The sequence below is a fragment of the Ralstonia sp. UBA689 genome, from assembly GCF_002298975.1.
Lineage (GTDB): Bacteria > Pseudomonadota > Gammaproteobacteria > Burkholderiales > Burkholderiaceae > Ralstonia.
In genome coordinates this window covers 1-26,318 of record NZ_DBMV01000010.1, presented here as the reverse complement: position 1 = coordinate 26,318, position 26,318 = coordinate 1, and the positions used below count along the sequence as shown (strand labels likewise).

Annotated in this window: 23 protein-coding genes and 3 tRNA genes; 13 read left to right on the top strand and 13 right to left on the bottom strand. The window is 64.0% G+C overall.

Annotated elements, in window-relative coordinates:
- The first annotated feature begins 8 nt into the window (after positions 1 to 8).
- Positions 9 to 1,787 (top strand): virginiamycin B lyase family protein, encoded by a 1,779-nt coding sequence (locus B4F51_RS04815; protein WP_296223955.1) that lies wholly within the window; start codon positions 9 to 11, stop codon positions 1,785 to 1,787.
- Position 1,788: 1 nt separating this feature from the next.
- On the top strand, positions 1,789 to 2,970 hold the full coding sequence (locus B4F51_RS04810; protein ID WP_296223954.1) for an MFS transporter: 1,182 nt from the start codon (positions 1,789 to 1,791) through the stop codon (positions 2,968 to 2,970).
- A 515-nt stretch (positions 2,971 to 3,485) separates the two neighbouring features.
- On the opposite strand, the gene B4F51_RS04805 is transcribed toward B4F51_RS04810, so the two are convergent.
- The 6 genes from B4F51_RS04805 to B4F51_RS04780 form a co-directional block, all read right to left on the bottom strand.
- Positions 3,486 to 3,575, bottom strand: a tRNA-Ser gene (locus B4F51_RS04805).
- A gap of 74 nt (positions 3,576 to 3,649) precedes the next feature.
- Positions 3,650 to 4,918: a radical SAM family heme chaperone HemW gene (gene hemW, locus B4F51_RS04800; protein WP_296223953.1), complete on the bottom strand. Its 1,269-nt coding sequence runs from the start codon at positions 4,916 to 4,918 to the stop codon at positions 3,650 to 3,652.
- Between the two features lie 7 nt (positions 4,919 to 4,925).
- Complete coding sequence (rdgB, locus tag B4F51_RS04795; RefSeq protein WP_296223952.1) at positions 4,926 to 5,531, bottom strand: RdgB/HAM1 family non-canonical purine NTP pyrophosphatase; 606 nt, start codon at positions 5,529 to 5,531, stop codon at positions 4,926 to 4,928.
- 11 nt (positions 5,532 to 5,542) lie between these two features.
- Positions 5,543 to 6,265 carry a ribonuclease PH gene (rph, locus tag B4F51_RS04790; RefSeq protein ID WP_296223951.1) on the bottom strand — a complete coding sequence of 241 codons (723 nt, stop codon included), beginning with the start codon at positions 6,263 to 6,265 and terminating at the stop codon, positions 5,543 to 5,545.
- 94 nt (positions 6,266 to 6,359) lie between these two features.
- On the bottom strand, positions 6,360 to 7,274 hold the full coding sequence (locus tag B4F51_RS04785; RefSeq protein WP_296223950.1) for a PP2C family protein-serine/threonine phosphatase: 915 nt from the start codon (positions 7,272 to 7,274) through the stop codon (positions 6,360 to 6,362).
- A 97-nt stretch (positions 7,275 to 7,371) separates the two neighbouring features.
- Positions 7,372 to 8,394, bottom strand: coding sequence for a serine/threonine protein kinase (locus B4F51_RS04780; protein WP_296223949.1), 1,023 nt, complete (start codon positions 8,392 to 8,394; stop codon positions 7,372 to 7,374).
- 147 nt (positions 8,395 to 8,541) lie between these two features.
- Between B4F51_RS04780 and B4F51_RS04775 the strand changes: the two genes are divergently transcribed.
- The 3 genes from B4F51_RS04775 (at position 8,542) to rpoZ (ending at position 10,503) form a co-directional block, all read left to right on the top strand.
- Positions 8,542 to 9,477 (top strand): YicC/YloC family endoribonuclease, encoded by a 936-nt coding sequence (locus B4F51_RS04775; protein WP_296223948.1) that lies wholly within the window; start codon positions 8,542 to 8,544, stop codon positions 9,475 to 9,477.
- 18 nt (positions 9,478 to 9,495) lie between these two features.
- A complete protein-coding gene (gene gmk / locus B4F51_RS04770; RefSeq protein WP_296223947.1) occupies positions 9,496 to 10,161 on the top strand; it encodes a guanylate kinase in 666 nt (221 codons plus the stop codon).
- 138 nt (positions 10,162 to 10,299) lie between these two features.
- Complete coding sequence (gene rpoZ, locus B4F51_RS04765) at positions 10,300 to 10,503, top strand: DNA-directed RNA polymerase subunit omega (RefSeq protein ID WP_003262123.1); 204 nt, start codon at positions 10,300 to 10,302, stop codon at positions 10,501 to 10,503.
- Positions 10,504 to 10,582: 79 nt separating this feature from the next.
- On the opposite strand, the gene B4F51_RS04760 is transcribed toward rpoZ, so the two are convergent.
- Positions 10,583 to 10,774, bottom strand: coding sequence for a hypothetical protein (locus B4F51_RS04760; protein ID WP_296223946.1), 192 nt, complete (start codon positions 10,772 to 10,774; stop codon positions 10,583 to 10,585).
- Here B4F51_RS04760 and B4F51_RS04755 point away from each other — a divergent pair.
- Entirely contained in the window at positions 10,773 to 13,184 is a 2,412-nt protein-coding gene (locus B4F51_RS04755; protein WP_296223945.1) for a RelA/SpoT family protein, read from the top strand. The genes B4F51_RS04760 and B4F51_RS04755 overlap by 2 nt on opposite strands.
- Positions 13,185 to 13,342: 158 nt before the next feature.
- Here B4F51_RS04755 and B4F51_RS04750 read toward each other — a convergent pair.
- Positions 13,343 to 13,419 (bottom strand) — tRNA-Arg (locus B4F51_RS04750).
- A gap of 125 nt (positions 13,420 to 13,544) precedes the next feature.
- Between B4F51_RS04750 and greB the strand changes: the two genes are divergently transcribed.
- Positions 13,545 to 14,108, top strand: coding sequence for a transcription elongation factor GreB (gene greB, locus B4F51_RS04745; protein WP_296223944.1), 564 nt, complete (start codon positions 13,545 to 13,547; stop codon positions 14,106 to 14,108).
- 17 nt (positions 14,109 to 14,125) lie between these two features.
- Here greB and B4F51_RS04740 read toward each other — a convergent pair whose 3' ends face one another.
- On the bottom strand, positions 14,126 to 14,959 hold the full coding sequence (locus B4F51_RS04740) for a DMT family transporter (protein WP_296223943.1): 834 nt from the start codon (positions 14,957 to 14,959) through the stop codon (positions 14,126 to 14,128).
- A gap of 146 nt (positions 14,960 to 15,105) precedes the next feature.
- Between B4F51_RS04740 and B4F51_RS04735 the strand changes: the two genes are divergently transcribed.
- From B4F51_RS04735 to B4F51_RS04725, 3 genes are all read left to right on the top strand, one after another.
- On the top strand, positions 15,106 to 16,041 hold the full coding sequence (locus B4F51_RS04735) for a transcriptional regulator GcvA (protein ID WP_296223942.1): 936 nt from the start codon (positions 15,106 to 15,108) through the stop codon (positions 16,039 to 16,041).
- Between the two features lie 73 nt (positions 16,042 to 16,114).
- The gene (locus tag B4F51_RS04730; protein ID WP_296223941.1) at positions 16,115 to 16,528 is read left to right on the top strand and encodes a YXWGXW repeat-containing protein; all 414 of its coding nucleotides are present in this window, start codon (positions 16,115 to 16,117) and stop codon (positions 16,526 to 16,528) included.
- Between the two features lie 106 nt (positions 16,529 to 16,634).
- Positions 16,635 to 16,952 (top strand): hypothetical protein, encoded by a 318-nt coding sequence (locus B4F51_RS04725; protein ID WP_296223940.1) that lies wholly within the window; start codon positions 16,635 to 16,637, stop codon positions 16,950 to 16,952.
- Between the two features lie 10 nt (positions 16,953 to 16,962).
- Here the strand turns inward: B4F51_RS04725 and B4F51_RS04720 are convergent, their stop codons facing one another.
- Positions 16,963 to 18,009: an alpha/beta hydrolase family esterase gene (locus B4F51_RS04720; protein WP_296223939.1), complete on the bottom strand. Its 1,047-nt coding sequence runs from the start codon at positions 18,007 to 18,009 to the stop codon at positions 16,963 to 16,965.
- 308 nt (positions 18,010 to 18,317) lie between these two features.
- Here B4F51_RS04720 and lysM point away from each other — a divergent pair, with 308 nt between their 5' ends.
- Complete coding sequence (gene lysM / locus B4F51_RS04715; protein WP_296223938.1) at positions 18,318 to 18,803, top strand: peptidoglycan-binding protein LysM; 486 nt, start codon at positions 18,318 to 18,320, stop codon at positions 18,801 to 18,803.
- Positions 18,804 to 18,861: 58 nt separating this feature from the next.
- Here the strand turns inward: lysM and B4F51_RS04710 are convergent.
- The 3 genes from B4F51_RS04710 to pepN all read right to left on the bottom strand — a co-directional run bounded on the left by B4F51_RS04710 (position 18,862) and on the right by pepN (position 22,766).
- Positions 18,862 to 18,937, bottom strand: a tRNA-Thr gene (locus B4F51_RS04710).
- Between the two features lie 72 nt (positions 18,938 to 19,009).
- Positions 19,010 to 20,017 (bottom strand): class 1 fructose-bisphosphatase, encoded by a 1,008-nt coding sequence (locus B4F51_RS04705; RefSeq protein WP_296223937.1) that lies wholly within the window; start codon positions 20,015 to 20,017, stop codon positions 19,010 to 19,012.
- Positions 20,018 to 20,063: 46 nt separating this feature from the next.
- A complete protein-coding gene (pepN, locus tag B4F51_RS04700; RefSeq protein WP_296223936.1) occupies positions 20,064 to 22,766 on the bottom strand; it encodes an aminopeptidase N in 2,703 nt (900 codons plus the stop codon).
- Between the two features lie 143 nt (positions 22,767 to 22,909).
- Here pepN and B4F51_RS04695 point away from each other — a divergent pair, with 143 nt between their 5' ends.
- Positions 22,910 to 23,554: a DUF4136 domain-containing protein gene (locus B4F51_RS04695; protein ID WP_296223935.1), complete on the top strand. Its 645-nt coding sequence runs from the start codon at positions 22,910 to 22,912 to the stop codon at positions 23,552 to 23,554.
- Between the two features lie 286 nt (positions 23,555 to 23,840).
- Positions 23,841 to 26,162: an NADP-dependent malic enzyme gene (locus B4F51_RS04690; protein WP_296223934.1), complete on the top strand. Its 2,322-nt coding sequence runs from the start codon at positions 23,841 to 23,843 to the stop codon at positions 26,160 to 26,162.
- Positions 26,163 to 26,318 lie beyond the last annotated feature (156 nt).

The following is a 26,318-nucleotide window of genomic DNA, read 5'->3' as shown; positions in this document are numbered from 1 at the left end:
GGATGATCATGAGAACAAAATGGATTCTGCCAAGCGCCCTGTTGCTTGGCGCGATGCGGGCCGCCTCGGCTGCCCAGGTGCAGGTGGTGGACGCTGCCGGTGTACCCGTGCCGACCGTCATGCTGCGGGTCTTTCCGGTCAAGTCGCCGGGATTGCCGAATGGTGACGGCGGCTATCCGCCTTCCGGACAGCCCTTCCAGGCCTGGAAGGAGACAACCGTCTTCACCGATGCACAAGGACGCGCCACGCTCCCCGACGACACGCCCGACTTTCCGCAGCAGGTGCGCCTGCGCAAACCGGGGTACCAGGAGCTGACCCTGCCGCTGGCCAGCTCGGGCTCGGTGCTGAAGATCCAGCGCGAAACCGATCCCGCGCGGCTTGCCGAGGCGCGGCCGGCCAATGCATGGCTCGGCTCGCTCGATCTTGGTGATCCCAGCCTGAAGCTGCGCTACCAGACGCAATGCACGTTCTGCCATCAGCAGGGCAACGCATTCGTGCGCCGCGAGCGTTCGGAAGCGGAATGGACCCACACCATCCAGCGCATGATGCGCTATGGGTCGCGGCTGTCGACGGAAGACCAGAAGATTCTGCCGGCCCTGCTTGCCAAGAATTGGCAAACTTTGCGCGAACATCCCGAACGTGTCGCGCAGACGGCACCATGGCAAGCGGAGCTGGCCACCGCACGCATCACCGAATGGCCTGTGGGCGACGCCATGTCGCAAACGCACGACGTGTTGCTCGCGCGCGACGGTGTGCTCTACGTTGCGGACAACATCCAGGACCGGCTCTGGGCGCTTCAGCCGCAAACCGGCCGCATGACGGTCTACAAGATTCCGCATTTGCCGGGCGACAAGCCGGGCGGTCTGCTGAGCGCACGCTTGCGGGATTTCCCGCGACACGATTCGACGTCCAACGCTCACTCGCTGGCCGAGTCGCAAAGTGACGGCCACATCTTCATCACGCCATCGGCGCAGCAGCGGCTGGTCGAATTCGATCCGCATACCGGCAAATTTCAATTGCATGAGATCGGTGGCGGGTTCTATCCGCACACCATTCGCATCGACGCGCAGGACCGCGTCTGGTTCACGCTCGCACTCTCGAACCAGGTGGGCATGCTCGACCGCTCAACTGGCAAATTCAAGCGCTACGATCTGCCTACGCGCAGCCTGGGTGAGAAGTTCACAACGCACTTCATCCGCCAGTTCTACTGGTTGATGGATCATGGTGTTCCACTCGCGAACTGGCTCAAGGTCGACACGGAAAATACCGGCGTACCACTGCCCTATGGCATCGACATCACACCCGATGGCCGAGTGTGGTTCGCACGCCTGCATACGAATGAGATCGGCGTGATTGACCCGCGCACCGACCGCATCACGATGATTCCCACGCCGTTCAAGGGCCCGCGCCGCCTGCGCACGGATGCCGATGGCCGACTCTGGATCACCGCGTTCCCGGAATCCGCCATCGCCAGCTACGATCCGGCAAACGGGAAGTTCACGCGCTACGACCTGCCTGTGCTGCCCAAGGGCAGCGACACGCCATACGCACTGAACGTGGACAAGACCCGCGGGGTCGTGTGGGTCAACGGCAATCAGTCAGATTCGCTCTATGCGCTCACCATCGCCACGGGCAAGTGGGTCCAGTATCCGTTGCCCAAGCGCGTGGCCTTTACGCGGGATGTGGAGATTGCTCCCGACGGCAGTGTCTACACGTCGACGTCCAGCTTTCCGAGCTGGCATGTCGAAGATGCTCAGCCAACCCTGATTCACCTCCAGCCACGATAAGATGCATCGGCAAGCCTGCTTTCTCGCTTCGTGCCTGTGCGCTTTCACAGCCGGACACATGGTCAATTACAGCGTGATCCTTTTTGCGCAGGACATGCTTGGCTCAGCCTGGCTGTCTGGGCTCGGGCTGGGCCTGTGCTTCGGGCCGCCTCTGGTCCTCGGCTGGTTTGCCGGCGTGCTGTGTGACCGGCTGGCGCCGGGGCGCGTCATCCAGGGTGCGCAGGCCATCTTTGGTCTTGCCGCGCTTGCACTAGGTTGGACCGTGCTACGGGCACCGCACGAGCGCACCGCTACGCTGCTGCTCGCCGCTGGGCTCGCGGGGGTGGCGTGGAGTTTTGCCTCCCCTGCGCGAATGGCGGCACTCGCGCAGATCGTGCCAGCCGAGCGGCTCAAGAAGATGTCCGTCTTCTTCAACGTGTTCGTGATGCTGGGTTTCGGCCTGGGGCCGCTGATGATCGCGCTGCTGCGGCGTGCGGGGGGCTGGCCGTGGGTGGTATGGGGCATCCTCGCGCTGGTGGTGCTCGCCTCCGTGCTGCTCTTGCCCGTACGCACTTATCGTGGCGGCACATCGCGCCAATCGGTGGCCGCCGACGTGCGGGAAGGTCTGCGCGCGGTGTGGGCCCAGCCGTTACTGATGCAACTGATGCTGGTTGCCATGGCGGGCTATCTGGCCATGGGGCCAATGCAGGTGCTGCTGCCCAGATTGGCCGTCGAGCAACTCGGCCTTGCGGACTTGCAACGCGGGCTGCTGCTCGGCAGCTTGGCGCTGTCATTGATCGGCGGAGGCGTGTTGGCCATGGCGCTGGCTTCCCGTGTGCATCACGGAACGGCCATCTTTGCGGGAACGCTCGGCGCCGGCATTGCTCTTGCGGCGCTAGGCGGCATGCGGGTGCCCGGCGCCGCGCTGGCGATGCTTGCCACGGTCGGCGTACTGGGTGGCATGAGCCTGTCACTGATCGTTGCCGGCATTCAGGCCGAAGCGGCCGTCGCCGTGCGCGGCAGGGTGCTGAGCATGTACACCGTCATCTCGCAGGTTGTACCCGCCAGCTCGGGCGTACTGGCCGGTGCGCTGATGCAGCGCTTCGGTGTGAGCGTAGCCCTGATGTGCTGCGGCAGCGGACTGGTTGCGTTGATGCTGCTCAATCTGACATGGATGCGAGCGCTGCGGGCCCAGGTGCGCTGAGCCTGTTAGCGCGCGGGCAGAATTGACCAACTCATAGGTGCGAGCGGTAAGTCCAGCACGCTCGGCCCAAGCGGATGTGCGCCGAGCATGGCGCTAGTGCAAGAGGCCTCCGAGGCGTTTATGAGAGCGCCGGGCACGGAGTTGCGTGGTGAACGGAAGGTGGACTCGACCAACCAGGGCAAGGGCGCTAAGACTGTGCTCACCGAGATCGCCACACAACTGATGCTTGAACTCACCGCTGTGGCGGCGAAAAGAGCCTCTGGATGGCACGGACCTTCTCTCTGTCGATGAAGGTCCAATGTGCTTTGTTACTGACTTCCGGTCCAGCTTGAGCGGTTCATGCCAAATCCTGGGGCAGGATTCGGTGCAAATGAACACGGTGGGGGAGGGGCAAATCAGCCAGCGGTCGTCGCCCCATCGTCCAATTCCTTCCTATGCCCGCCAAGCGCTCGCGGCATACCCGTCGGGCTGCTTTGGATGAAGATGCAAGAAATCAGAGGGCTGCGCGGATTTTTTGGCGGAAGCGGTGAGATTCGAACTCACGGATGGGTCACCCCATCGGCAGTTTTCAAGACTGCTGCCTTAAACCACTCGGCCACGCTTCCTTGGTCTGCGGATTGCAGGTTGCGCGTTGCACGCAAGGCCGCCATTGTAACGGCTGCACGAGGCGGCGCAACTGTCAATGTTCATCGTCGGCAAGAAACAGCGCTTGCAAATCGTTCAAGAAACGCTGGCCCAGCTCGGTCGGGCGGAGCGCCACGTGGTCGCGCGCGAGCAGGTCGCGTTGCTCGGCGGCGTCGAGTTGGTGCTCGATCGTGCGCAGGGGCACGCCGGTGCGTTCCTGGAACAGCGTGACGGGAAATCCGTCGGTCAGCCGCAGCGCGTTGAGCATGAACTCGAACGGCAGATCGGCCGCATCGACCTCGCGCTGCTCCTGCACGACCGCTGCGCCGCCCGTCGTCTCGGCTTGGCGCAGATAGGTGTCCGGATGCTTGTGCCGCATCTCGCGGATGACCCGGTGCGGAAAGCTCAGCTTGCCGTGTGCGCCCGGCCCGATGCCGAGGTAATCGCCGAATTGCCAGTAGTTCAGGTTGTGCTTGCAGCGGCGGCCCGCCTTGGCATATGCCGAGACTTCGTAATGCTCGTAGCCCGCCGCAGCCAACCGCGCGTGAATCCAGTCCTGCATCGCAAACGCGGTGTCGTCATCCGGCAGCGCGGGCGGGTACTTGGCGAAGTACGTGTTCGGCTCCAGCGTCAGGTGGTACAGCGAGACGTGGTTCGTGTCGAACGACAGTGCCGCTTCCACGTCGGCCTCGCACTCGGCGAGCGTCTGGCCGGGGAGGGCAAACATCAGGTCCAGGTTGATGTTGTCGAAATGCGCGCGAGCGATGTCGATGGCGGCGCGCGCCTCGGCGGCGCTGTGGATGCGGCCCAGCGCCTGCAGGTGCGCATCGTTGAAGCTCTGGATTCCGATCGACAGGCGGTTCACGCCGCTGGCGCGATAGCTGCGGAAGCGCTCGGCCTCGAACGTGCCGGGGTTGGCTTCCATGGTGATCTCGGCATCGGCATCGACGGGCAGCAGCATGCGGATGTCAGACAACAGACGGTCCAGCCCCTGCGCGGACAACAAGCTCGGCGTGCCGCCACCGATGAAGATCGTATGCACTTGCCGGCCCCACACCATCGGCAGCGCGGCTTCCAGATCCTGCCGGAGGGCGGTGAGAAAGCGCTCTTCGGGGATGCCCTGTTCCGGCCCCGCATGCGAGTTGAAATCGCAATATGGGCACTTGCGCACGCACCACGGCACGTGCACGTACAGCGACAGCGGAGGCGAAGCCGGCAGGCTGATCTTGCCGGGCTGCAGGAAGACGGAGGTGACCTTGTCACCAGTCTCAGCGGCAGTTGCGGAAGGCGTCTTGGCTGCGCCAGCGGGGTGAATCGGGATCATCGGAACTTCAGCCGTTTTCAAAGGTGCGCAGCCGTTCGACAAGCTGCGCGAGGGCTTGTGCACGATGGCTCACGCTGTTCTTCTCGGCCTTGGTCAGCTCGGCAGCGGTCTTGCCGAGATCAGGCAGCAGGAAGTGCGGGTCGTAGCCGAAGCCGCCATCGCCGCGTGGTGTGTCGATCACCTCGCCGAACCAGTTGCCTTCGGCAATGATCGGTTGCGGATCATCGGCGTGGCGCACATACACCAGCACACAGACATAGTGTGCGCGGCGATCGGCCTTGCTGGCCAGTTCACGGACCAGGCGGGCGTTGTTGGCGGCGTCCGACTTCGGTTCGCCCGCCAGTTGCGCATAGCGAGCGGAGTAGACGCCCGGCGCGCCGCCCAGCGCATGCACGCAGATGCCGGAATCGTCGGCCAGCGCCGGCAGGCCGGACGCGCGGCTGGCGTGGCGGGCTTTGGTCAACGCGTTTTCAACGAAGGTTGCGTAGGGCTCCTCCGCCTCGGGAATGCCGAGCGCGCCTTGCGGCGTCACATCCAAGCCGAGCGGAGCCAGCAGGGCGTTGAATTCGGCCAGCTTGCCTGGGTTGTTGGAGGCGAGAACGATCTTGCGCATCGTTGCCCCACTTACAGGCCCAGCGCCTGCTTCTGCAGGCCGATCAGCGTACGGATGCCTTGGTCGGCCAAGCCGAGCAGCGCGTCCATCTCGGCGCGCGTGAAGGGCGTGCCTTCGGCGGTGCCTTGCACTTCCACAAAGCCGCCGGCGCCGGTCATGACGACGTTCATGTCGGTATCGCAGGCGGAGTCTTCCGGGTAATCGAGATCAAGCACGGGTACGCCGTCGACCACGCCCACCGATACTGCGGCGACGAAATCGCGGATTGGCTGGGCGCCCTCGGGAAGCAAGCCTTTTTCACGCATCACGGAGATGGCGTCGTACGCCGCCACGAACGCGCCCGTGATGCTGGCCGTGCGCGTGCCGCCGTCGGCCTGCAGCACATCGCAATCAAGGTGAATGGTGTTCTCGCCCAGTGCCTTGAGATCAAACACCGAGCGCATCGCCCGGCCGATCAGGCGCTGGATTTCCTGCGTGCGGCCGGTCTGCTTGCCGCGTGCGGCTTCGCGGTCGGAGCGCGTGTGCGTCGAGCGCGGCAGCATGCCGTATTCGGCCGTCACCCAGCCTTCGCCGCTGCCTTTCTTGTGCGGCGGTACCTTGGGCAGCACGCTTGCCGTGCAGAGCACTTGCGTGTCGCCAAAGCACACCAGCACCGAGCCTTCGGCGTGGCGCGTGAAGTGGCGCGTGAGGGTGACGGGGCGGAGTTGATCGGGCTGGCGGCCGCTGGGTCGCATGTGGGGTTCTCGCTTGAAAAACAGATAACCCGACATGATACCGGCCCGCGCTGCGCTCGGCAGGGTGGGCCGGAGGAGGACGGCGCGACGGCGCTTAGCGCGTCAAATTGCTGGTCTTGTCGATGGCAGCGCGGATTTCGGCGATGGAGCGTTCGATTTCCTCTTCCGACATCAGCCCCGATTCGCTCTGCGGCGCGTCCAGGATGGACGTGGTGAAGGCGTTCAGGGGGAGGGTGTCAGTCTGCACCGAGTCTTGCGTGGAGGTCACAGCGTCCAGCTCCCACATCATGGAGATGGCGGTGGTGTTGTCGGCCGTGTCGCCGGCATTGCGCAGCGCGCGGGCGATCAGCTCAGGAATGGCCTGCGTGACGGAGAAGCTTGTGCAGGTGTCGACCAGTTCGTCTTCCTGCACGCTGCCCCACAGGCCGTCGGAGCACAGCATGACGACATCGCCCGGCTCCAGGTTGACCGGCCCTCCGATGTCGATCAGCGGCAGGTTGGGCGAACCCAGGCAGTTGTAGATCTTGTTGCGCTCGGGGTGGTGCGCGACCTGCATCGGCAGCACGCGGTCCTGTTGCAGCAGGTTCTCGATCTTGGAGTGATCGCGCGTGCGCGTCACCAGCTCGCCCTTGCGCATCAGGTACATGCGCGAATCGCCCGCGTGTGCCCAGTGCAGCGAGCCGCGTTGCGCGAGTGCGCAGACGATCGTGGTGCGCGGCGCGTCCGGCAGGCCGTTGGTCTCGGCGTAACGGTGGATGTCGCGGTGCGCGAGCATGATGCTTTCGTGCAGGAAATCGCGCGGGTTGCGGATCGACGGGCGCGCATGTCGCTGGAACTGGCGCGCCATGGTCTGCAGCGCCTGCTGGGCCGCCACTTCGCCCAATGAGTGTCCGCCCAAGCCGTCGCACAGCACCATCAGCATGGCGTCGCGCGTGAAGCAGTAACCCATGCGGTCTTGATTGACGCGTCGCGCGCCTTTTTTGCTTTCTTGATAGACCGAGAAGCGCATTGCAGCGAAAGAGAGTTCGGGAATGGAAAACGGTGTGGCCGCTGGTCCCGTTTCAGCGTGCCCACCGCTTGGGAATCATACTCCCCGGGGCCGGGTGTCAGTTGTCCCGGCGACGCAACAGGCTCATGAAACGCGTCGTCAACGCCTCTTTTTCTTCCGGCATGGGGCCGCCCTGCGTGACAGCGGTCAGGGCCTGCAGTTCGGTCAGTGCGTTGCTTTCTTCACGCAGCACCTTCTGCAGGCGAAATACGCTCTGCGGGCGCTCTTCCGGCTTCATCTTCAGGCACCAGCCGACCAGTTCGATCAGGCTGCTGGTGTAGACCTTGTTCAGGCGCTCCAGGCCCTCGGGCAGCTTGTCGTCCTTTTCGCGCTGGGTGGCTTCCTGCGGCGGCGCGCCGGCCATGCAGGCATAGATGGTGGCGCCGATGCTGTAGATATCGGTCCAGGGGCCCAGCTCGTTGTGCTTGCGGTACAGCTCCGGCGCGGCAAAGCCCGGCGTGTACATCGGCTGGAAGCGCGAGGCTTCCGACGTCAGCGTCTGCCGTGCGGCACCAAAGTCGAGCAGGATCGGCGAATGGTCTTCGCGCAGGTAGATGTTGCCCGGCTTGATATCCAGGTGCAGCAGCTTGTGGATATGGACTTCGCGCAGGCCGCTCATCAGGTCGTGGAAGACCTGACGAATGAAGCGCTCGCTCAGCATCTTGAGCTTGCCCTGCTGGCGCGCACCGAGGATATGTTCCTGCAGCGTTTTGCCCTGCTCGTACGTCATCACCATGTAGACGGTGCCGTTTTCCCGGAAGAAATTGAGCACGCGCACGATGGCGGGGTGAGAGATCCTGGCCAGCGACCGGCCTTCTTCAAAGAAGTATTTGAGCCCGAGGCGGAATGCGCTCGCACTTTCTTCGGGCACGACCGGGATCAATTCGCCGGGCGAACGACGGGCCAGCGAAGACGGCAGATATTCCTTCACGGCCACCGGCGTCCCATGTTCATCGGTGGCGAGATAGACGAAGCTGAACCCCCCGCTGGCCAACTTCTTTACAATACGATAATTGGACAACAAGGTGCCGACCGGCAACGGCGCACTGCGTGGCTGTCCTGAGCCTTTTGACTCTGTCATGGGTTTGTGTGGCGAAATGGCTGTCGGATTCTCCCCGACGAGTCCACACGTTGTAAAGCGACAAAAGGTGGGGGATTGCCCGCCAATTCTCGGTGTGCGAAACGGCCACCGGATTCCCTGATTCGATCAAGAACACACCACGATTCCATGATCCACAGCATGACCGGCTATGGCGTTGCTACACGCCAGGCAGCCTTTACCGACGCCCATGGCGCCCCCTGCGGAAACGTCGCCGCCGTGTCGGTCGAATTCCGCACCGTCAACTCACGCTTTCTTGATCTGCTGTTCCGCGCGCCGGAAGAGTGCCGCGCCTTCGAGCCAGCCCTGCGCGAGATGCTGATGAGCGCACTGTCGCGCGGCAAGCTGGAGTGCCGGATCAACCTGCAGCGCCAGGAGGCCGCCAGCGATGTCGCGGCGCTCAATGTCGGCGTACTGCAACAGTTGGCCAAGCTGGAGCAGGAAGTCACGCGCTACCTCCCCGCGTCGGGTTCACTGCGCATGGGTGAGATCCTGCGCTGGCCGGGCGTGCTGGCCGAGCCGGAGTTGACGCAAGACGCCTTGCGCGAAGCCGTGCTCGACGCCGCCAAAGAGGCACTCAAGCAACTTCTGGAATCGCGCCGCCGCGAGGGCGAGGCGCTCAAGTCGATGCTGCTGGAGCGGGTTGACGCCATGCTCAAGATCGTCGAAGAGTTGGCGCCGATGGTGCCCAACCTGATCCAGCTGCACCAGGACAAGCTGACCGAACGCCTGCGCGAAGCGTTCGGCCTGGCCGCGCCCGACGGCACCCCGGCGCTCACGCGCGACGAACTCTCGGAGCGCATCCGCCAGGAAGCCACGGTCTACGGCATTCGCATCGATATCGCCGAAGAACTCTCGCGCCTGGAGGCGCACCTGCGCGAGACGCGCCACATCCTGGAGAAGGGCGGCCAGATCGGCAAACGCCTGGACTTCATGATGCAGGAGCTCAACCGCGAGGCGAATACGCTCGGTTCCAAGGCCGCAGCCAAGGAGCTGGCCGACGCGTCGATGGAGCTCAAGCTGCTGATCGAGCAGATGCGCGAGCAGGTCCAGAATCTCGAATAACTTCCCCAGAACTAAAACATGCCAACCTCTCAAGCGCACTCCGCGGTCGACACGCCTATCGAGAATCATTTTCCGGGCAGTCTGTTCATGGTCGTGGCACCGTCCGGCGCCGGCAAATCGACGCTGGTGAACGCGCTGCTGGCGCAGGATTCGTCGATTCGCCTGTCGGTCTCCGCCACCACGCGCAAGCCGCGCCCCGGTGAGCAGCACGGCCGCGAATACAATTTCATGACCGTCGAGGAGTTCAAGGCCTGCCGTGACCGCGGCGAGTTTCTCGAATGGGCCGAGGTGCACGGCAACTACTACGCCACTTCGCGCGTGTGGATCGAAGAACAGATGCGCGCCGGCACCGACGTGCTGCTCGAGATCGACTGGCAGGGCGCACAGCAGGTGCATCACCGGTTTGGTAATGCGGTCGAGATCTTCATCCTGCCGCCGTCGCTGACGGCGTTGGAAGACCGCCTGAAAAAACGCGGCCAGGACGAGCCCAACGTGATCGTGCGCCGCTTGCTGGCGGCCGGTTCGGAGATGGCGCGCGCCCCCGAAGCCGACTACGTCATCATCAACGAGGTGTTTGATCACGCGCTGGCCGAACTGCGCGCCGTGGTTCAGGCCACGCGCCTGCGCTTTACCGCACAGAAGGCGCGGCACGCGGAGCTGTTCGTCGAGTTGGGGATTCACTGAGCGAGCAGTGCGCGGCGATGTTTTCCGGCGTGTCTGCGAAAGTGTGGTAGTGCCTGCGCCAATGCGCTGTCCGGGCCGAGTGCCGCGCTGCTGCTAAAATACCGAGATCAACAAGATTTGCCACCAGGTGGAGTTTTCATGGCGCGTATTACCGTCGAAGATTGCTTGAAACAGATTCCGAATCGCTTCGAACTGGCGCTGGCCGCAACGTACCGCGCCCGTCAGTTGGTGCAGGGCCATACGCCCAAGGTCGATGCCAAAGACAAGCCGACCGTGACCGCGCTGCGCGAGATCGCTGCCGGCCAAGTCGGGATCGAAATGCTCAAGAAGGTCCCTTCCTGAGCTGACGCATTGCCTGGCGTGGTACGCTGACTTGGTCACTGATCGTCGACGCGATCTTTCATGGATGTGAAAGCCGCGATCAACGATTGACACGAGACCCCGGCATGCCTACCTCGCCCGCTTCTTCTTCGCCCAGCACCCAGCGCTCCGCCAAGCACGAGCACAACGTGCCGCCGGCGGAATCGTCCGCAGGGTCGTCCGGACACGCGCCGGACGAGGCGGGTGCCTCCACTCCGCAGCCTGGGTCTTCCACCGCTTCCTTCGTTTCCATGCCGCCATCCGCTTCCGGCCCTGCGTCGCCTCGTACGGGGGCGCCGAACTTGCCCGATCCGCGTGGTGCGGACCTGGTGGGAGAGCGGTCGGCGTTGCCGCCCAAATCGCACAAGGGCCACGCTGCTGATGAGGCTGCGCAACCGGCCACGCCTGAGGCTGGCGATACGCTCTTCATCGACGCGGTGCTGGAGCAGACCTATCGGCACCTGTTCGGCCCCACCTCGCAGCCGGCCGCGCCGCCGCGCCAGCAAGTCGTCTCCATTGCGGGATTGACGGAAAAGCTGTCTTACCTGAAGCCGGCCGATCTCAAGCTGGTGAAGGAAGCGTTCCACTTCTCCGATGAGGCGCACCTCGGTCAGTATCGCCAGAGCGGTGAGCCGTACATCACGCACCCGGTGGCGGTGGCCGAGATCTGCGCGGGTTGGAAGCTCGACGTGCAATCGATCATGGCGGCGCTGCTGCACGACGTGATCGAAGATCAGGGCGTGACCAAGAGCGAACTGGCCGAGAAGTTCGGCCCCAAGGTCGCCGAACTGGTCGACGGTCTGACTAAGCTGGATAAGCTCGAATTCCAGAGCCGTGAGCAGGCGCAGGCGGAGAGCTTCCGCAAGATGCTGCTCGCGATGGCGCGCGATGTGCGCGTGATTCTCGTCAAGCTGGCCGACCGCACGCACAACATGCGCACGCTCGACCACGTGCCGCCCGAGAAGCGACGCCGCATCGCAGGCGAGACGATGGAGATCTACGCGCCGATTGCGCACCGGTTGGGTCTCAATACCACGTACCGTGAGTTGCAGGAGTTGAGCTTCCGCATCGGCTCTCCGTTCCGGTATGCCACGTTGGAGAAGGCCGTGAAGGCCGCGCGCGGCAACCGGCGCGAGGTGGTGACGCGCGTCCTCGAGGCCGCGCAACGGGCACTGGCCGATGCTGGTGTTCCGGCTGAGCTGACGGGCCGCGAAAAGACGCTCTACAGCATCTACCGCAAGATGCACGACAAGCAGTTGTCGTTCTCGCAGGTGCTGGATGTGTACGGCTTCCGCGTGGTGGTCGAGACGCAGATGCAGTGCTACATGACGGTGGGCGCGCTACACAGTCTGTACAAGCCGATGCCCGGCAAGTTCAAGGACTACATCGCCATCCCCAAGATCAACGGTTACCAGTCGCTGCACACGACGTTGGTGGGGCCGTTCGGCACACCGGTCGAGTTCCAGATCCGCACGCGCGAGATGAACCAGATTGCGGAAGCTGGGGTGGCTGCGCACTGGATGTACAAGCAGCATCACGACGAGCCCGACCGTGCGCAGCAGCAGGCGCACCAGTGGCTGCAATCGCTGCTCGACATCCAGAGCCAGACCGGCGATTCGCAGGAGTTCCTGGAGCACGTCAAGATCGACCTGTTCCCGGATGCCGTCTATGTGTTCACGCCCAAGGGCGAGATCCGCGCGCTGCCGCGTGGTGCTACGGCGCTGGACTTTGCCTACGCCGTGCACAGCGACCTGGGCAACCAGTGCGTGGCGGTCAAGATCAACAACGAGCTGCTGCCGCTGCGCACGGAGCTTAAGAATGGCGACATCGTCGAGGTGGTGACGGCGCCGTACTCGAAGCCGAACCCGGCGTGGCTGACCTTCGTGCGCACCGGCAAGGCGCGTGCGGCAATCCGGCACTTCCTCAAGACCGCCAAGCTGGACGAGGCCATTCAGTTGGGCGAGCGCCTGCTTGAGCAGGCGCTGCGCCAACTCGGCATCGACATGAAGGCCGTGCCCGCGCCGGTGTGGGAACGCATCGTGCAATGGACCGGCAACAAGGCGCGCGAAGATGTCTTTGCGGACCTCGCGCTTGGCCGTCGCGTGCCGGCGGTGATCGCGCGCCGTATCGAGATCGTCCTGCAGGAGGGCGCGCATGAAGGCGGCGAAGCACTGATGGCCGCCGTGCACACCTTCGCCGGTGAAGAGGCGCCTGCCGTGACGGTCAGCGGCGACGAAGGCATGGCGATGGTGTTCTCGCCGTGCTGTCGGCCGATCCCCGGCGACCCGATCGTCGGTTATATCGGCAAGGGCGAAGGGTTGCAGATTCACGTGGAGGAGTGCCGTGTGGCCAAGCGCTTGCACGGCAAGGATCCGGAGCACTGGATCGACGTCATGTGGGCCGAGCACACCACGCGTGCGTTCGACGTGTCGATCAAGGTGCTGGTGCGCAATACGAAAGGCATCCTCGCGCGCGTGGCAGCCGACCTGACTTCGGCCGATGCCAACGTGGCGCACGTATCGATGGAGCAGGAGGGCAATCAGGAGGCGACCTATATGACCTTCCTGATCCAGGTGCATGATCGTGTGCACCTCGCCGACGTGATGCGTGCGCTGCGGCGTAATCCGGATGTGATCCGGATTGCGCGGGATCGGGGCGACTAGCGCGATAGGCCGATGTGAAGAAGGCGAAGCCAAAACGGCTTCGCCTTTTTTGTTTGTGGCCCGCGCGCGCTGCACATGCGTGGCGAACGATGTGGCGAGCGGGCAAAACGGACAAAAGAAAAGGGCTTCCATTTCTGGAAGCCCTTCTCATATTAGGTTGGTGCGGCTGGCAGGATTCGAACCCACGACCCCTTGGTTCGTAGCCAAGTACTCTATCCAACTGAGCTACAGCCGCAACCGAGAAATGAGATTATACAGAGATTTTTGATCTTGTGAACCCCCTTCTTCACTTTTTCTTGCGAGAGGGCCAACTTTCTATAATGGAGCCTTGACCCCCGCTTGCTACCGCAGCTTTTCACCATGAACAAGGCTTTCGTCCGGGACGACGCCGGCGATGACGAAGACGACCTGCCCGAAGGCGCTGCGCCCTTGCCGGCGGGCTCCAAGAACTACATCACGCCGGCAGGCTATGAGCGCCTGCGTACCGAGCTGATGCATCTGATCGATACCGAACGGCCCGAGGTGGTCGGCATCGTGTCGTGGGCCGCCTCGAATGGCGACCGCTCCGAGAACGGCGACTACCTTTACGGCAAGAAGCGCCTGCGCGAGATTGATCGGCGCATCCGTTTTCTTACGCGCCGCATCGAAAAGGCCGAGGTGGTCGACGCCAGCCTGCAGGGCGACAACGACCAGATCTTCTTCGGTGCCACGGTCACTTATGCCAACCAGGATGGGGATGAGACCACCATCACCATCGTCGGCATGGACGAAGTGGATCTGGACTGCGGGCACGTAAGCTGGATCTCGCCGATTGCGCGTGCGCTCATCAAGGCGCGCGAGGGCGATACGGTGCCGCTGCGCACACCCACCGGCGTCGAGCAGATCGACATCCTGGAAGTCAAATACCCGCCGCGCGCTGCCTGAGCGCGGTAGCGTGGTGCTCATGCGGGGTGCCCGAGGCAATAGGCGCCGAAGGCGATCACCGAGCAGGCCGACAGGCGCCGCGCGGTGAGCGACTCCTTCAGGAACAGCCGCCCGAGCAACGCTGCAAACACCACCGACGTTTCGCGCAGGGCCGACACCAGCCCCAGCGGCGCTAGCGTCACGGCCCAGATGACGATGCCATAGGCGACGAGTGAGACCACGCCGCCGCCGAAGGCCTTGAGGGTATCGGCATCGCGCACGTCGATGGCGAGCGGCCCCTTCCACACGCGATAGAGCAAAACCATCGGCAGGCCATCAAGCATGAACAGCCACGCCGAATACGCATTCGCATCGCCTGCCAGCCGCGCACCGATGCCGTCGCATACCGTGTAGCACGCGATGAACACGCCGGTGGTGAATGCCGCGAGTGTCGAGCCGAGGTCTGCTTTGCGGCCGCGCGCCAGGCTGAGGATGCCGGTGCTGACCAGCGCCACACCCGTGAGCGCGATCATGCCGGGCATCTCGCCCGCGAACATCGCTGCGCCCACCGTCACCAGCAGCGGCGACGAGCCACGCGCGATCGGGTACACCTGCCCGAACTCCCCAAAGCGATACGCCCGCGCGAGAAACGCGTTGTAGCCGACGTGCAGCAGGGCAGACAGCGCCACATAGGGCCACGCGGCTGACGCGGGCAGCGGCAGCACCATCGTCATCGGCGCAGCGGCCACGCCCGAGGCCAACGTCATCAGCGTGATGCCGCGCAGGCGGTCGGAGCCGCTTTTCAGTAGGGCATTCCACGAGGCGTGCAGCAGGGCGGCGCACAGGACGAGGGCGATGATGACGGAAGTCACGATGGGCGAGAAGGAGAGGGCAGGTCGAGTTGTTTTTTCTCACCTGACGCAATGCGCCATGAGTGAGAAGGCACCAGCGTATCGTCGCAATTTGTGATCAACAATCGATATATACTGACCCGATCTGTGCAAAAAACTCACGTGAAATGCGCAAGTTGCCGCCCCTCAATGCCGTGCGCGCCTTCGAATCGGCGGCGCGCCATCAGAGTTTCACGCGTGCGGGCGAGGAGCTGAGCGTTACGCACGGGGCCATCAGCCGACAGATTCAGGCGCTGGAAGCATGGCTCGGAGTGGCGCTGTTTCGGCGCTTCAACCGACGCGTGGAATTGACGGATGCCGGCCAGCGCTATCTGTCGGAGATCGGCGTGGCGCTCGATCGCATCAGCACGGCCAGTCAGGCGCTGCGCGATCGCGACGCGGCACGCATCCTGCGGGTGAACAGCATCCCGACCTTTACGATGCGCTGGCTGATTCCGCGCCTCTCGACGTTCCAGATGCGGTTTCCGCGCGTGGAGGTGCGGCTGACCACTTCCATTGAAGAAATCGAACGCCTGCCCGACAATTTCGACGTCATCATTCGCGGCGGGCCGGAGATCCATGCGGGTTTTCATTCGGGCCGCTTTCTCGATGAAAGCCGCTTTCCTGTGTGCAGCCCGGCGTTGCTTGAGCGCTTGCCGTTATCGACACCATCGGATTTGCGTCATCACACGTTGCTGCATTCGGACACACTGCCTTCCGTGTGGTCGGGCTGGTTCGTGCTGGCGGGTGTGCCCAATCTGCGGCCCGCGCATGCGCTCACGTTCGAGCATTTTTATCTTTCGATCCAGGCGGCCATTGATGGGCTCGGCGTGGCGATGGGGCCCTCGGCGCTCATCGCCGATGATCTGGACGAGGGGCGGCTCGTGGCGCCGTTTCCTGATCAGGCATTGGTCGCACGCAGCTATTACTGGTACTGCCCTGCGCGCCATCTGGGTGATGAAGTGGTGCAGGCGTTTTGTGCGTGGCTGGAAGAGGAGCGCCCGCGACGTCATGCAAACGTGAACACATTTTCGTCGTCGGGTAACGAAGGTAACGCCGCGTAACACCCTAGAGGCAGGGGAGTTGCCCGGTGCTACGATCCAATCAAGCTGGATGGCTTTGAAAGGAGGGCCTCATATGAAGAAGAACGCGTGGATTCTCGCTGCGTGCCTAGCTGCTGCGGGTGTCGTAAGCTCGATCGCCTTGCCGGCGCAGGCGCAGGTGTCGATTGGTGTGCAGATCGGCCCGAGCTACGCGCCGCCGCCGCCGCAGTATGAGCCCGTGCCGGTCATGCAACCGGGCTACGTATGGGTGCCAGGTTTCTGGCAATGGCGCGATGGCCGCTACATCTGGCATCCGGGTTATCGCGAGCATGGGCGCCCGGGCTATCACTGGCGCGAACCGCGCTGGGAGCAAGGTCCGCGCGGCTGGGTGATGCGCGACGGCGGCTGGGATCGTGGTGACGACCGGCGCTGGCGTGATCATGACCGCGATCGCAATAGGGATCGCTACCACTGCCCTCCGGGTCACGCCAAGAAGGGTGAATGCTGATGAGGTGACGACAGGCCGGCCACGTACCGGCCTGTGTTTTTTTTCAGGCGCGTTTGCAGTATCGACACAATGTGCCGTTACAAATCGACGTGCCATCGGAGGCGACATGAGCACGGAATCGAACTGGCGCACCGAGATGTACAAGGACTTCGACGTCTACGTGCTGGCCATCCCGCGCGCTACGCGGCAATCGGGCAAGTCGGCCAAGGGTGTCGCGCCCGTTCCGGCGCAATGGGATTTCGTGGTGCGCATCTGCGAGTCCGGCGCGGACCCGACGGCGGTCGAGACCCTCGTCGCCCATTCGCACGATGAGCGCCCGCTACCCACGCGCGAAGCGGCGGAAGACGCCGGTCTTACGCGCGGCTACAGCCTGATCGATGCGCTGCTGGGGCGTGGCGGCCTCCAGCAATCGATCGATCTCTGACGGTCGGCTACTATGCGGCCAGCGCGGTTTCACGCGCGTGGCGGCGCGCAAATTGCCACCACAGCCACGTTGCATCCGGCCCAGCGGCATGGAATGCGTAACGTGGGTCGCCACCGCTCCAGGCGTGGCCCGTGGCGGTGAACTGACACTGGCTGACTATGCATTCGCCGTCGCGCATATCGTTGCGCAGGACGTATCCGTCGCCGCGCCTGGTTTCGCGGGACACACCGGCAGCATCAGTCAGGTGGTTGAGGGCACGAAACTGCGAGGCCAGTTGTGCTTGGTTGGCCGGGTTGACGGCCTCATCGCGCAAGCCATGCAGGATCATCGTCGGCATGCCGGGGTAGGTGGCGACATTCACCAAGGTCGACAGCGCTTCCAACGGATCGACCCGCGCCCCGCGCCGCATCAGGTTCAACGCCGAGGCCGGCGTGCGCGCCACGCCCAGCGCAGGGCCGGAGTGCAGTGCCAGCGCGGCAAATAGCTGCGGATGGCGCAGTGCCATCAGGCCAGCCAATCCCGCCCCTGCCGACAGCCCGGCCAGATACACACGCGAAGGGTCGGCGCCGGTTTGCTCCAGCGTTTGTGTAATCAGTTGGGCGATGCCGTCGGCTTCGCGTGCGCCGACATGCTCGGGGTCATACCAGTGCCAGCAGCACTGCGGATGCGCGCGTCGCGGTTGCTCCGGATACAGCACGATGAAGCCCTCACGGTCGGCCAGCGCGTTCATGCGCGTGCCGTGCGCGAGCACTTCCGCCGACTGCTTGCAGCCATGCAGCATGACCATCAGCGCTGGCGGTTTGCTGCTGCGCATGGGCGGTGTGTATCGCCAGTACTCCGGCCGGCGCGCCACCACGGCGGGCGATTCGGGTTCGTAAATGAACTGCTCGCGCGCAAACGTGCCCTCGGTGGGTGTCGGGGCAGCGGGCTGGCGGGCGCGACGCGGGGCCTCACGCCGTGCAACGGGCTTGGGTGGCTTGACCGGCTTGGGTGGCCAAGACGTATGGCCGAAGCCCGGGACGGTCAGTGCATCGACCAGCCGGGAAATGGATTTCATCCACGTACGGTTCATGGCAATAGCGAATAGCTCGGATGGGGGCGACGGCTTGTGCTCCCTCCGGCACATCGCGGATCAGTGTGATGGACGGTTGGACCGCGTGCCGGTGAACTTGTTGCAATGCAACATTATCAGATTGCTCCGATATTCAGTATGGGCGAGCGGCGCATGGATCATGATTTTTGCATTTGCACCTGTCTGTCACGCAGACACAGCACGCGAGCGGCTACACTGCCGCGACGGGTGCGCCCCGGCTGTCACGCGCCCGCTGCTTTCCCAATCCCCGTTGTGAACTTATGGAGGTAGTCATGGGTTTTTTTGACTTCATCAAAGAGGCAGGCGAGAAGCTGTTCCACGGCGGTGGTGCCGCCGCTCCGGCAGATGCAACCGCCGATGCCGACGCCGCCAAGGCAGCCAATGATGCAAAGAGCGACGCTATCGCGCAGTACATCGCTCAGCAGGGCCTGTCCGCGACCGCGCTGTCGGTGCAGGTCGACGGCGATGCCGCCAAGGTGTTCGGTGTAGCGCCGGATCAGGCCACGCGCGAGAAGATCATCCTGTGCTGCGGCAACGTCGAGGGCATCAAGTCGGTGGACGACCAGATGTCGGTCAACACCGAGTCGGAAGAATCGCAATGGCACACGGTGGAACGTGGCGACACGCTGTCGGCCATCGCCAAGAAGTTCTACGACGACGCCAACAAGTATCCGGCGATCTTCGAGGCGAACAAGCCGATGCTGTCGGACCCGAACAAGATCTACCCGGGGCAGAAGCTGCGGATTCCGGCGGCCTGATTGTTTGGGAAGCGCAAAGCAAAAAGCCCAGTCGATGAAGACTGGGCTTTTTGTGTTCTGGTGCCGCTGACCGGAATCGAACTGGTGACCTTCGCATTACGAATGCGCTGCTCTACCGACTGAGCTACAGCGGCGTCGGAAACAGCAATTCTAACAGAACTTTTTGGCGCCCTGCAACAACCGCTGAACAACACCGTCAAACGTCGTTACTTGGCCTCGTGGTGGTATTGCGTAACGCGGTCCACCTCGTTCTTCGAGCCGAGGACCACCGCCACACGCTGGTGCAGCTTCTCGGGCTGGATGTCGAGAATGCGCTGGTGGCCGTTGGTGGCCGCGCCGCCGGCCTGTTCCACCAGGAAGGCCATCGGGTTGGCTTCGTACATCAGGCGCAGCTTGCCGGCCTTGCCCGGCTCACGCTTGTCCCACGGATACATGAAGATGCCGCCGCGCGTGAGGATGCGATGCACGTCGGCCACCATCGAGGCGATCCATCGCATGTTGAAATCCTTGCCGCGCGGGCCTTCGGTGCCGGCCAGGCATTCGTCGATGTAGCGGCGCACGGGCGGGGCCCAGTGGCGCATGTTCGACATGTTGATGGCGAATTCCTTGGTGTCTGCTGGAATCTTCACGTCGCGGTGGGTCAGGACGAAGCTGCCGATTTCACGGTCGAGCGTGAACATGTGCACGCCGTTGCCGACGGTGAGCACCAGCGTGGTCTGCGGGCCGTACACGGCATAGCCGGCGGCGACCTGCTTGGCGCCGGGCTGCAGGAAGTCGGCTTCGGTCACGGCCTCACCCGCCTGCGGCATGTGCAGCACCGAGAAGATCGTGCCGATCGAGACGTTCACGTCGATGTTGGACGAGCCGTCGAGCGGATCGAACAGCAGCAGGTATTCGCCTTTCGGATAGCGGTGCGGAATCTCGTAGAACGATTCCATCTCTTCCGAGGCCATGGCGGCCAGGTTGCCGCCGTATTCGTTGGCTTCGAGCAGGACTTCGTTGGCGATCACGTCCAGCTTCTGCTGGGTTTCGCCTTGCACGTTGCCGGTGCCGGCCGAGCCGAGCACGTCGGCCAGTGCGCCCTTGTTGACGCTGTGCGAGATCGCCTTGCAGGCACGCGCTACGACTTCGAGCAGCAGGCGCAGCTCGGCCGGGATGGTGTTGTACTCGCGCTGCTCTTCGATCAGGTAGCGGGTGAGGTTGATGCGCTTCATGGGTTCTCCTGAGACGGGCGCGATTTTACGATACAAGCGGTGACATTCAGGCCAGCGCCTTGCCGACGATCTCGCGCACGTCGCGCGAGAGGCTCGGATGTGCCGCCACGCGCTTGAGCGCATCCTGCATGGCATCGCGCAGCGTGGGCACATATTTGCGCCAGCGGTCCAGCGAGCGCGCCAGACGCGCGGATACCTGCGGGTTGATCGCGTCAAGCGCCAGCACCTGTTCGGCCCAGAAGGCATAGCCGGAACCGTCGGCGGCGTGGAACTGTGCGGGGTTGCCCGAGCAGAAGCTGAAGATCAGCGAGCGTGCGCGGTTCGGGTTGCGCAGCGTGAAGGCCGGGTGCGCCATCAGTGCGCGCACGGTTTCCAGCGTCGGCTTGCCCGCGGCGCCGGGTTGCATGGCCTGCAGCGAGAACCACTTGTCGATGACGAGCGCATCCTCGGCAAAGTGCGTGTAGAAATCGGCAAGCGCGGCCTCGCGGCCCGGCGCGTAGCTGGTCACCATGGCGGACAGCGCGCCCATGCGGTCGGTCATGTTGGTCGCGCGGGCGTACTGCTGCTCGGCCAATGCCAGCGCTTCGGGGGTTTCGGTTTCCACCAGATAACCCAGGGCGATGTTCTTGAGCGCGCGCTTGCCGGCGGACACGGCGTCCGGCGTGTAGGCGCCTTCGATCTGGTTGTCCTGATAGGCGCGCAGTAGTTCGGCGTTCAAGGCTTCGGCCAGCGCGCGGCGCAGCGTCCGGCGTGCGGTGTGGATGGCGGCCGGATCGGCCACCGTCATGCGCTCGGCCAGGTAGCTCTCGGCGGGCAGGATCAGCATCTGCTCGCGGAACGCCGGATCAAGCGAGGTATCTGCCACCACCGCGCGCAGCGCCTCAACCAGCGCTGGGTCGATCGCAGGTGCGCGGCCTTGCTGGACGTCGGTCACCATGCGCAGCAGCGTATCGGTGGCCAGGCGTTGGCCGGCTTCCCAGCGGTTAAACGGGTCGGAATCGTGCGCGAGCTGGAATGTGAGCTGCTCGGTCGTGTAACCGTATTCGACGATCACCGGCGCCGAGAAATTGCGCAGCAGCGAGGGCAGCGGCGCCTCGGCTACGTCTTCAAAGACGAAGGTCTGTTCGGCCTCGGTGAAGTCCAGCACGCGCGTGGCTGTGGGCTGGGCCGACGCCGTCTCGCCGCGCAGGCGCAGCGGCAGGTCGCGGCCCCGGCTGTCGATCAGGCCGACGGCAAACGGAATGTGGAACGGCTGCTTCTGGATGCCGCTGTTTACCTCGATGCCGACCGGCTCGCAGCGTTGGCGCAGCTTGAGCGTGTAGGTGTGCGTGGCGGCGTCGTGGCGGCCCTCGACGGAGACGACCGGCGTGCCGGCCTGGCTGTACCAGCGGCCGAATTGGGTGAGGTCGCGGCCGTTGGCATCGGCCATGGCGGCGCGGAAGTCGTCACAGGTGACGGCATGGCCGTCGTGGCGCTGAAAGTACAGGTCCATCCCCTTGCGGAAGCCGTCGCGGCCGAGCAGGGTCTGGTACATGCGCACGACTTCGGCGCCTTTCTCGTACACCGTCACGGTGTAGAAATTGTTGATCTCTTCATAGCTGTCAGGGCGCACCGGGTGGGCCATCGGGCCTGCGTCTTCCGGAAACTGCGCCTGGCGCAGCAGGCGGACGTCTTCGATGCGCTTGACGGCGCGCGCGCTGGCGGCAGCGGCTTCGTTGCCGGCCTGCGCCGCCATGTCAGCGGAGAACTCCTGATCGCGGAACACCGTCAGGCCTTCCTTCAGGCTCAACTGGAACCAGTCGCGGCAGGTGACGCGGTTGCCGGTCCAGTTGTGGAAGTATTCGTGGCCGACCACCGATTCGATGTTGGCGAAGTCCACATCGGTGGCGGTCTCCGCATTGGCCAGCACGTACTTCGTATTGAAGATGTTCAGGCCCTTGTTCTCCATCGCGCCCATGTTGAAGTCGCCCACGGCGACGATCATGAAGCGGTCGAGATCCAGTTCGAGTCCGAAGCGGCGCTCGTCCCAGCGGACCGAGTGAATGAGCGAATCCATCGCATGGCGCGTCTTGCCCAGGTCTTGCGGCTCGACCCACACTTGCAGCAGTTTTTCCTTGCCCGAGGCGGACTGGATGCGTTCTTCAATGCATTCGAGCTTGCCCGCCACCAGCGCGAACAGGTACGACGGCTTTTTGAACGGGTCGTGCCACACGGCTTCGTGGCGGCCGTCCGGCAGGTCGCGTTCGGACATGAGATTGCCGTTGGACAGCAGCACCGGGTAGTCGGCCTTGGATGCGCGCAGCGTGACGGTGTAGACCGTCATCACGTCCGGACGGTCGAGGAAATAGGTGATTTTGCGGAAGCCTTCGGCCTCGCACTGCGTGAAGAAGTTACCGTTGGAGACGTACAACCCCATCAGCGACGAGTTGGCTGCCGGGTTGCAGTAGGTGGTGAGTTCCAGCGTGAAGCTGGCGCCAGCCTCGGCGGGCACGGCGTCGATGGTGAGCGTGTCGCCGTCGGCTTGCAGACCAGGCAAGGGCTGACCGTCGAGCGTGGCGCTCGCCAACTCCAACCCTTCGCCCGTCAGCACGAGCGGTTTGCCAGCGGCCGTGCGCGTCATGCTCAAGCGGTTGACGACGCGGGTGCGCTCGGGCACCAAGTCGATCCCCAATGCGACGTCGTCGATGCGGAACGCGGGAGCGGTGTAGTCCTTGCGGTAAATCGTCACGGCGGTATCGGTGCGCAACATCGGTAACATCCTCGTAGCGGAACGCAAAAGACCATTGTACTGGCGGGAATCTTCGGCGCAGGGTGCGACTCTCAGGAAAAGGTCGGGCGTGATGCTTTGGGCGCGCGCAAGAGCCAGTCTGATTGAGAGTAGGGGGATTTGGTATGTGGAAGTGGATCAAAACGTCCGGCATCTGGCCGATGGCCGGTGCGCTGATGGCGGCCAGCCTGCTGGCGGGCTGCGCCAGCACCGTAACCAGCCAGGTGACGGCATTCAGGCAACCCGGCTGGGACGATACGCCGCCGCGTACCTATGCGTTCGAGCACACTGCGGCGCAACAAAACGATCTGGAACGCCAAACCTACGAGGCCTGGACGGCCGCCCAACTGGCCACCCACGGCTTTACCAGCGCGCCGCGTGCCAGTGCGCGCTATGTCGTCCGCCTGAGCTATTCGACCGCTATGCGTCTGGTGCAGGTGCGCCAGCCGGTCTACCCCGATCCGTACTGGGGTCCGGGGCCGTGGGGCCCATGGAGCAGTCCGTGGGGGCCCTGGGGCCCGTGGGGTCCGCAGTATGTCGATACGAACGTGCAGGTGCCGTTCTATGCCTATCACGTCGACATCGACGAAGCGGCGTCCGGCAAGCGCGTCTACCAGGTGACCGCCCAGACGCAAGGCGGCGACGGCTCGCTGGCCAGCGCGATGCCGTACCTGATCCGCAGCGCGTTCGCCAATTTCCCAGCGCCAAACGCGCAGCCGATCCTGGTGGAATTGCCCGTTGATCCAAAGGTGAAACCGGCTCCTAAGTAGTGCGCCCGAGTGGGCCCGGAGGCCCGTCTACGCTAGAATGCGTTACCTAATTTGCGGGCCGCCAGCCGTACCCTCGCTTGAGCGTTGTCACTCCATCCCATCTTGCGCCGACCGCCACCCCTGGCCGGCGCTACCTGCGCCCCGTCGCCACCCTCCTGACGGTGCCCCGCAACGCTTGCGGTCTCGCTCTCGGTTTCCCCCTGTTTTTTGCCACCCCGTATCAGGACGCCTCTGCCTGAGCGCACGCGCGTTTCATCTGCGGAACGTCCCTCCAGGATTCATCGACATGAACGACAAGCTTCACGACGCCTCGCCCGATACCCAAGACAAGGGCGCCGAGGCCGAACTGCGCCGCGCCGCACTCGAATATCACCGCTCGCCGACGCGCGGCAAGATCGAGGTGCGCTCGACCAAGACGCTGATCAACCAGCGCGACCTGTCGCTGGCGTACTCGCCGGGCGTGGCCTATGCGTGTACCGAGATCGAGCGCGATCCGTCCCTGGCCGCCGAGTACACCTCGCGCGCCAACCTGGTCGGCGTGATCACCAACGGCACTGCCGTGCTGGGTCTGGGCGATATCGGCCCGCTGGCCGGCAAGCCGGTGATGGAAGGCAAGGGCTGCCTGTTCAAGAAGTTTGCCGGCGTGGATGTGTTCGACATTGAGCTGGCCGAGCGCGACCCGGACAAGATTGTCGACATCGTCGCGGCACTGGAGCCGACGCTGGGCGGTATCAACCTTGAAGACATCAAGGCGCCGGAATGCTTCTACATCGAGCAGAAGCTGCGCGAGCGCATGAATATCCCCGTCTTCCACGATGACCAGCACGGCACGGCCATCATCTCGTCCGCCGCGCTGCTCAACGGCCTGAAAGTGGTTGGCAAGGACATTGCCAAGGTGAAGGTGGCAGTGTCGGGTGCGGGCGCGGCGGCTATCGCTTGCCTGGACCTGATGGTGAGCGTGGGCGTCACGCGCGAAAACATCTACGTGGTCGACTCCAAGGGCGTGATCTATGTTGGCCGCGACGCCAAGATGGAGCCCACCAAAGCGCGCTATGCCCAGGACACGTCGGCCCGCACGCTGGCCGACATCATGCACGATGCTGACGTCTTCCTGGGCTGCTCGGCCGCCGGCGTGGTGACTGCCGACATGGTCAAGACCATGGCCCCGAATCCGATCATCCTGGCGTTGGCCAACCCCGAGCCGGAAATCCGCCCGGAAGTGGCCAAGGCTGCGCGCCCGGACTGCATCATTGCCACGGGCCGTTCGGACTACCCGAACCAGGTCAACAACGTACTGTGCTTCCCGTACATCTTCCGTGGCGCGCTCGATTGCGGCGCCACCAAGATCACGGAAGCGATGAAGCTCGCTTGCGTGAAGGCCATCGCCGAACTCACTGAAGCCGAAACGAATGACGCCGTAGCGCAGGCTTACGCCGGTCAGGACTTGAACTTCGGCCCGGACTACATCATCCCGAAGCCGTTCGATTCGCGCCTGATCGAGAAGATCGCGCCGGCCGTTGCCAAAGCAGCGGAGGAGTCCGGCGTGGCCACACGCCCGATCAAGGACCTGGATGCCTATCGCGCCCAACTGAGTGATTTCGTCTACCACACGGGCCTGACCATGCGCCCGGTGTTCTCGGCCGCCAAGGCTAACCCGAAGCGCGTCGTCTACGCCGAGGGTGAAGAAGAGCGCGTGCTGCGTGCCGTGCAGACGGTGGTGGACGAAGGTCTGGCCAAGCCGATCCTGATCGGCCGCCCGCACGTGATCGAGATGCGCATTCAGAAGGCCGGCCTGCGCCTGAAGCCGGGCGTGCATTTCGAGCTGATCAACCCGGAAGATGACCCGCGCTTCCACCAGTACCACACGGCGTACCACGAGCTGATGGGCCGCAATGGTGTGACGCCGGATATGGCCAAGTCTCAACTGCGCCGCTCGAACACCCTGATCGGGGCGATGCTGGTGCGCCTGGGCGATGCCGATGCAATGCTGTGCGGCACGGTTGGCCGTTTCGACGCCCACCTGGAGCACGTGCGCAATGTCATCGGCCTGGCGCCGAACGCCAAGGTGTTCGCGGCCATGAACGGCCTGATGCTGGAGAAGCACACGCTGTTCATCACCGACACGTTCGTCAACGAGAACCCGACCGCCGAGGAGCTGGCCGACATCACCAAGCTGGCGGCCGAAGAAGTGCGCCGTTTCGGCCAGGAGCCGAAGGTGGCGATGCTGTCACACTCGATGTTCGGCTCGTCGAAGAGCACGTCGGCCCGCAAGATGCGCGCGGCCTACGATCTGCTGAAGACGGAAGCGCCGGAGCTGCAGGTGGAAGGCGAGATTCAGGGGGACGCGGCGCTGTCGGAAGACATCCGCCACCACTTCCTGCCCAGGAGCGCGTTTGCCGGTAGCGCCAACCTGCTGGTGATGCCGACGCTGGACGCAGCCAACATCGCGTTCAACCTGCTCAAGATCACGGGCGGGCAGGGCGTGACGGTGGGCCCGATCCTGCTGGGCGCAGCCAAGCCGGTGCACATCCTGAACCCGTCGGCCACGTCGCGACGCATCGTCAATATGACGGCGCTGGCGGTGGCGGACGTGTCGGCGACACGCTGATCGACGGATGACGCAGCGGGCCGCTGCTTTGCGGTGGCCCAAAGAAGAACGGCGCCTGGGGAAAGTCCAGGCGCCGTTTTCTTTTGCTGCTGAGTACTTAGAACTTCGCGCGGATGCCCACCCCGAAGGTGTCTGCCGTGCTCAGGCTCGTCACCT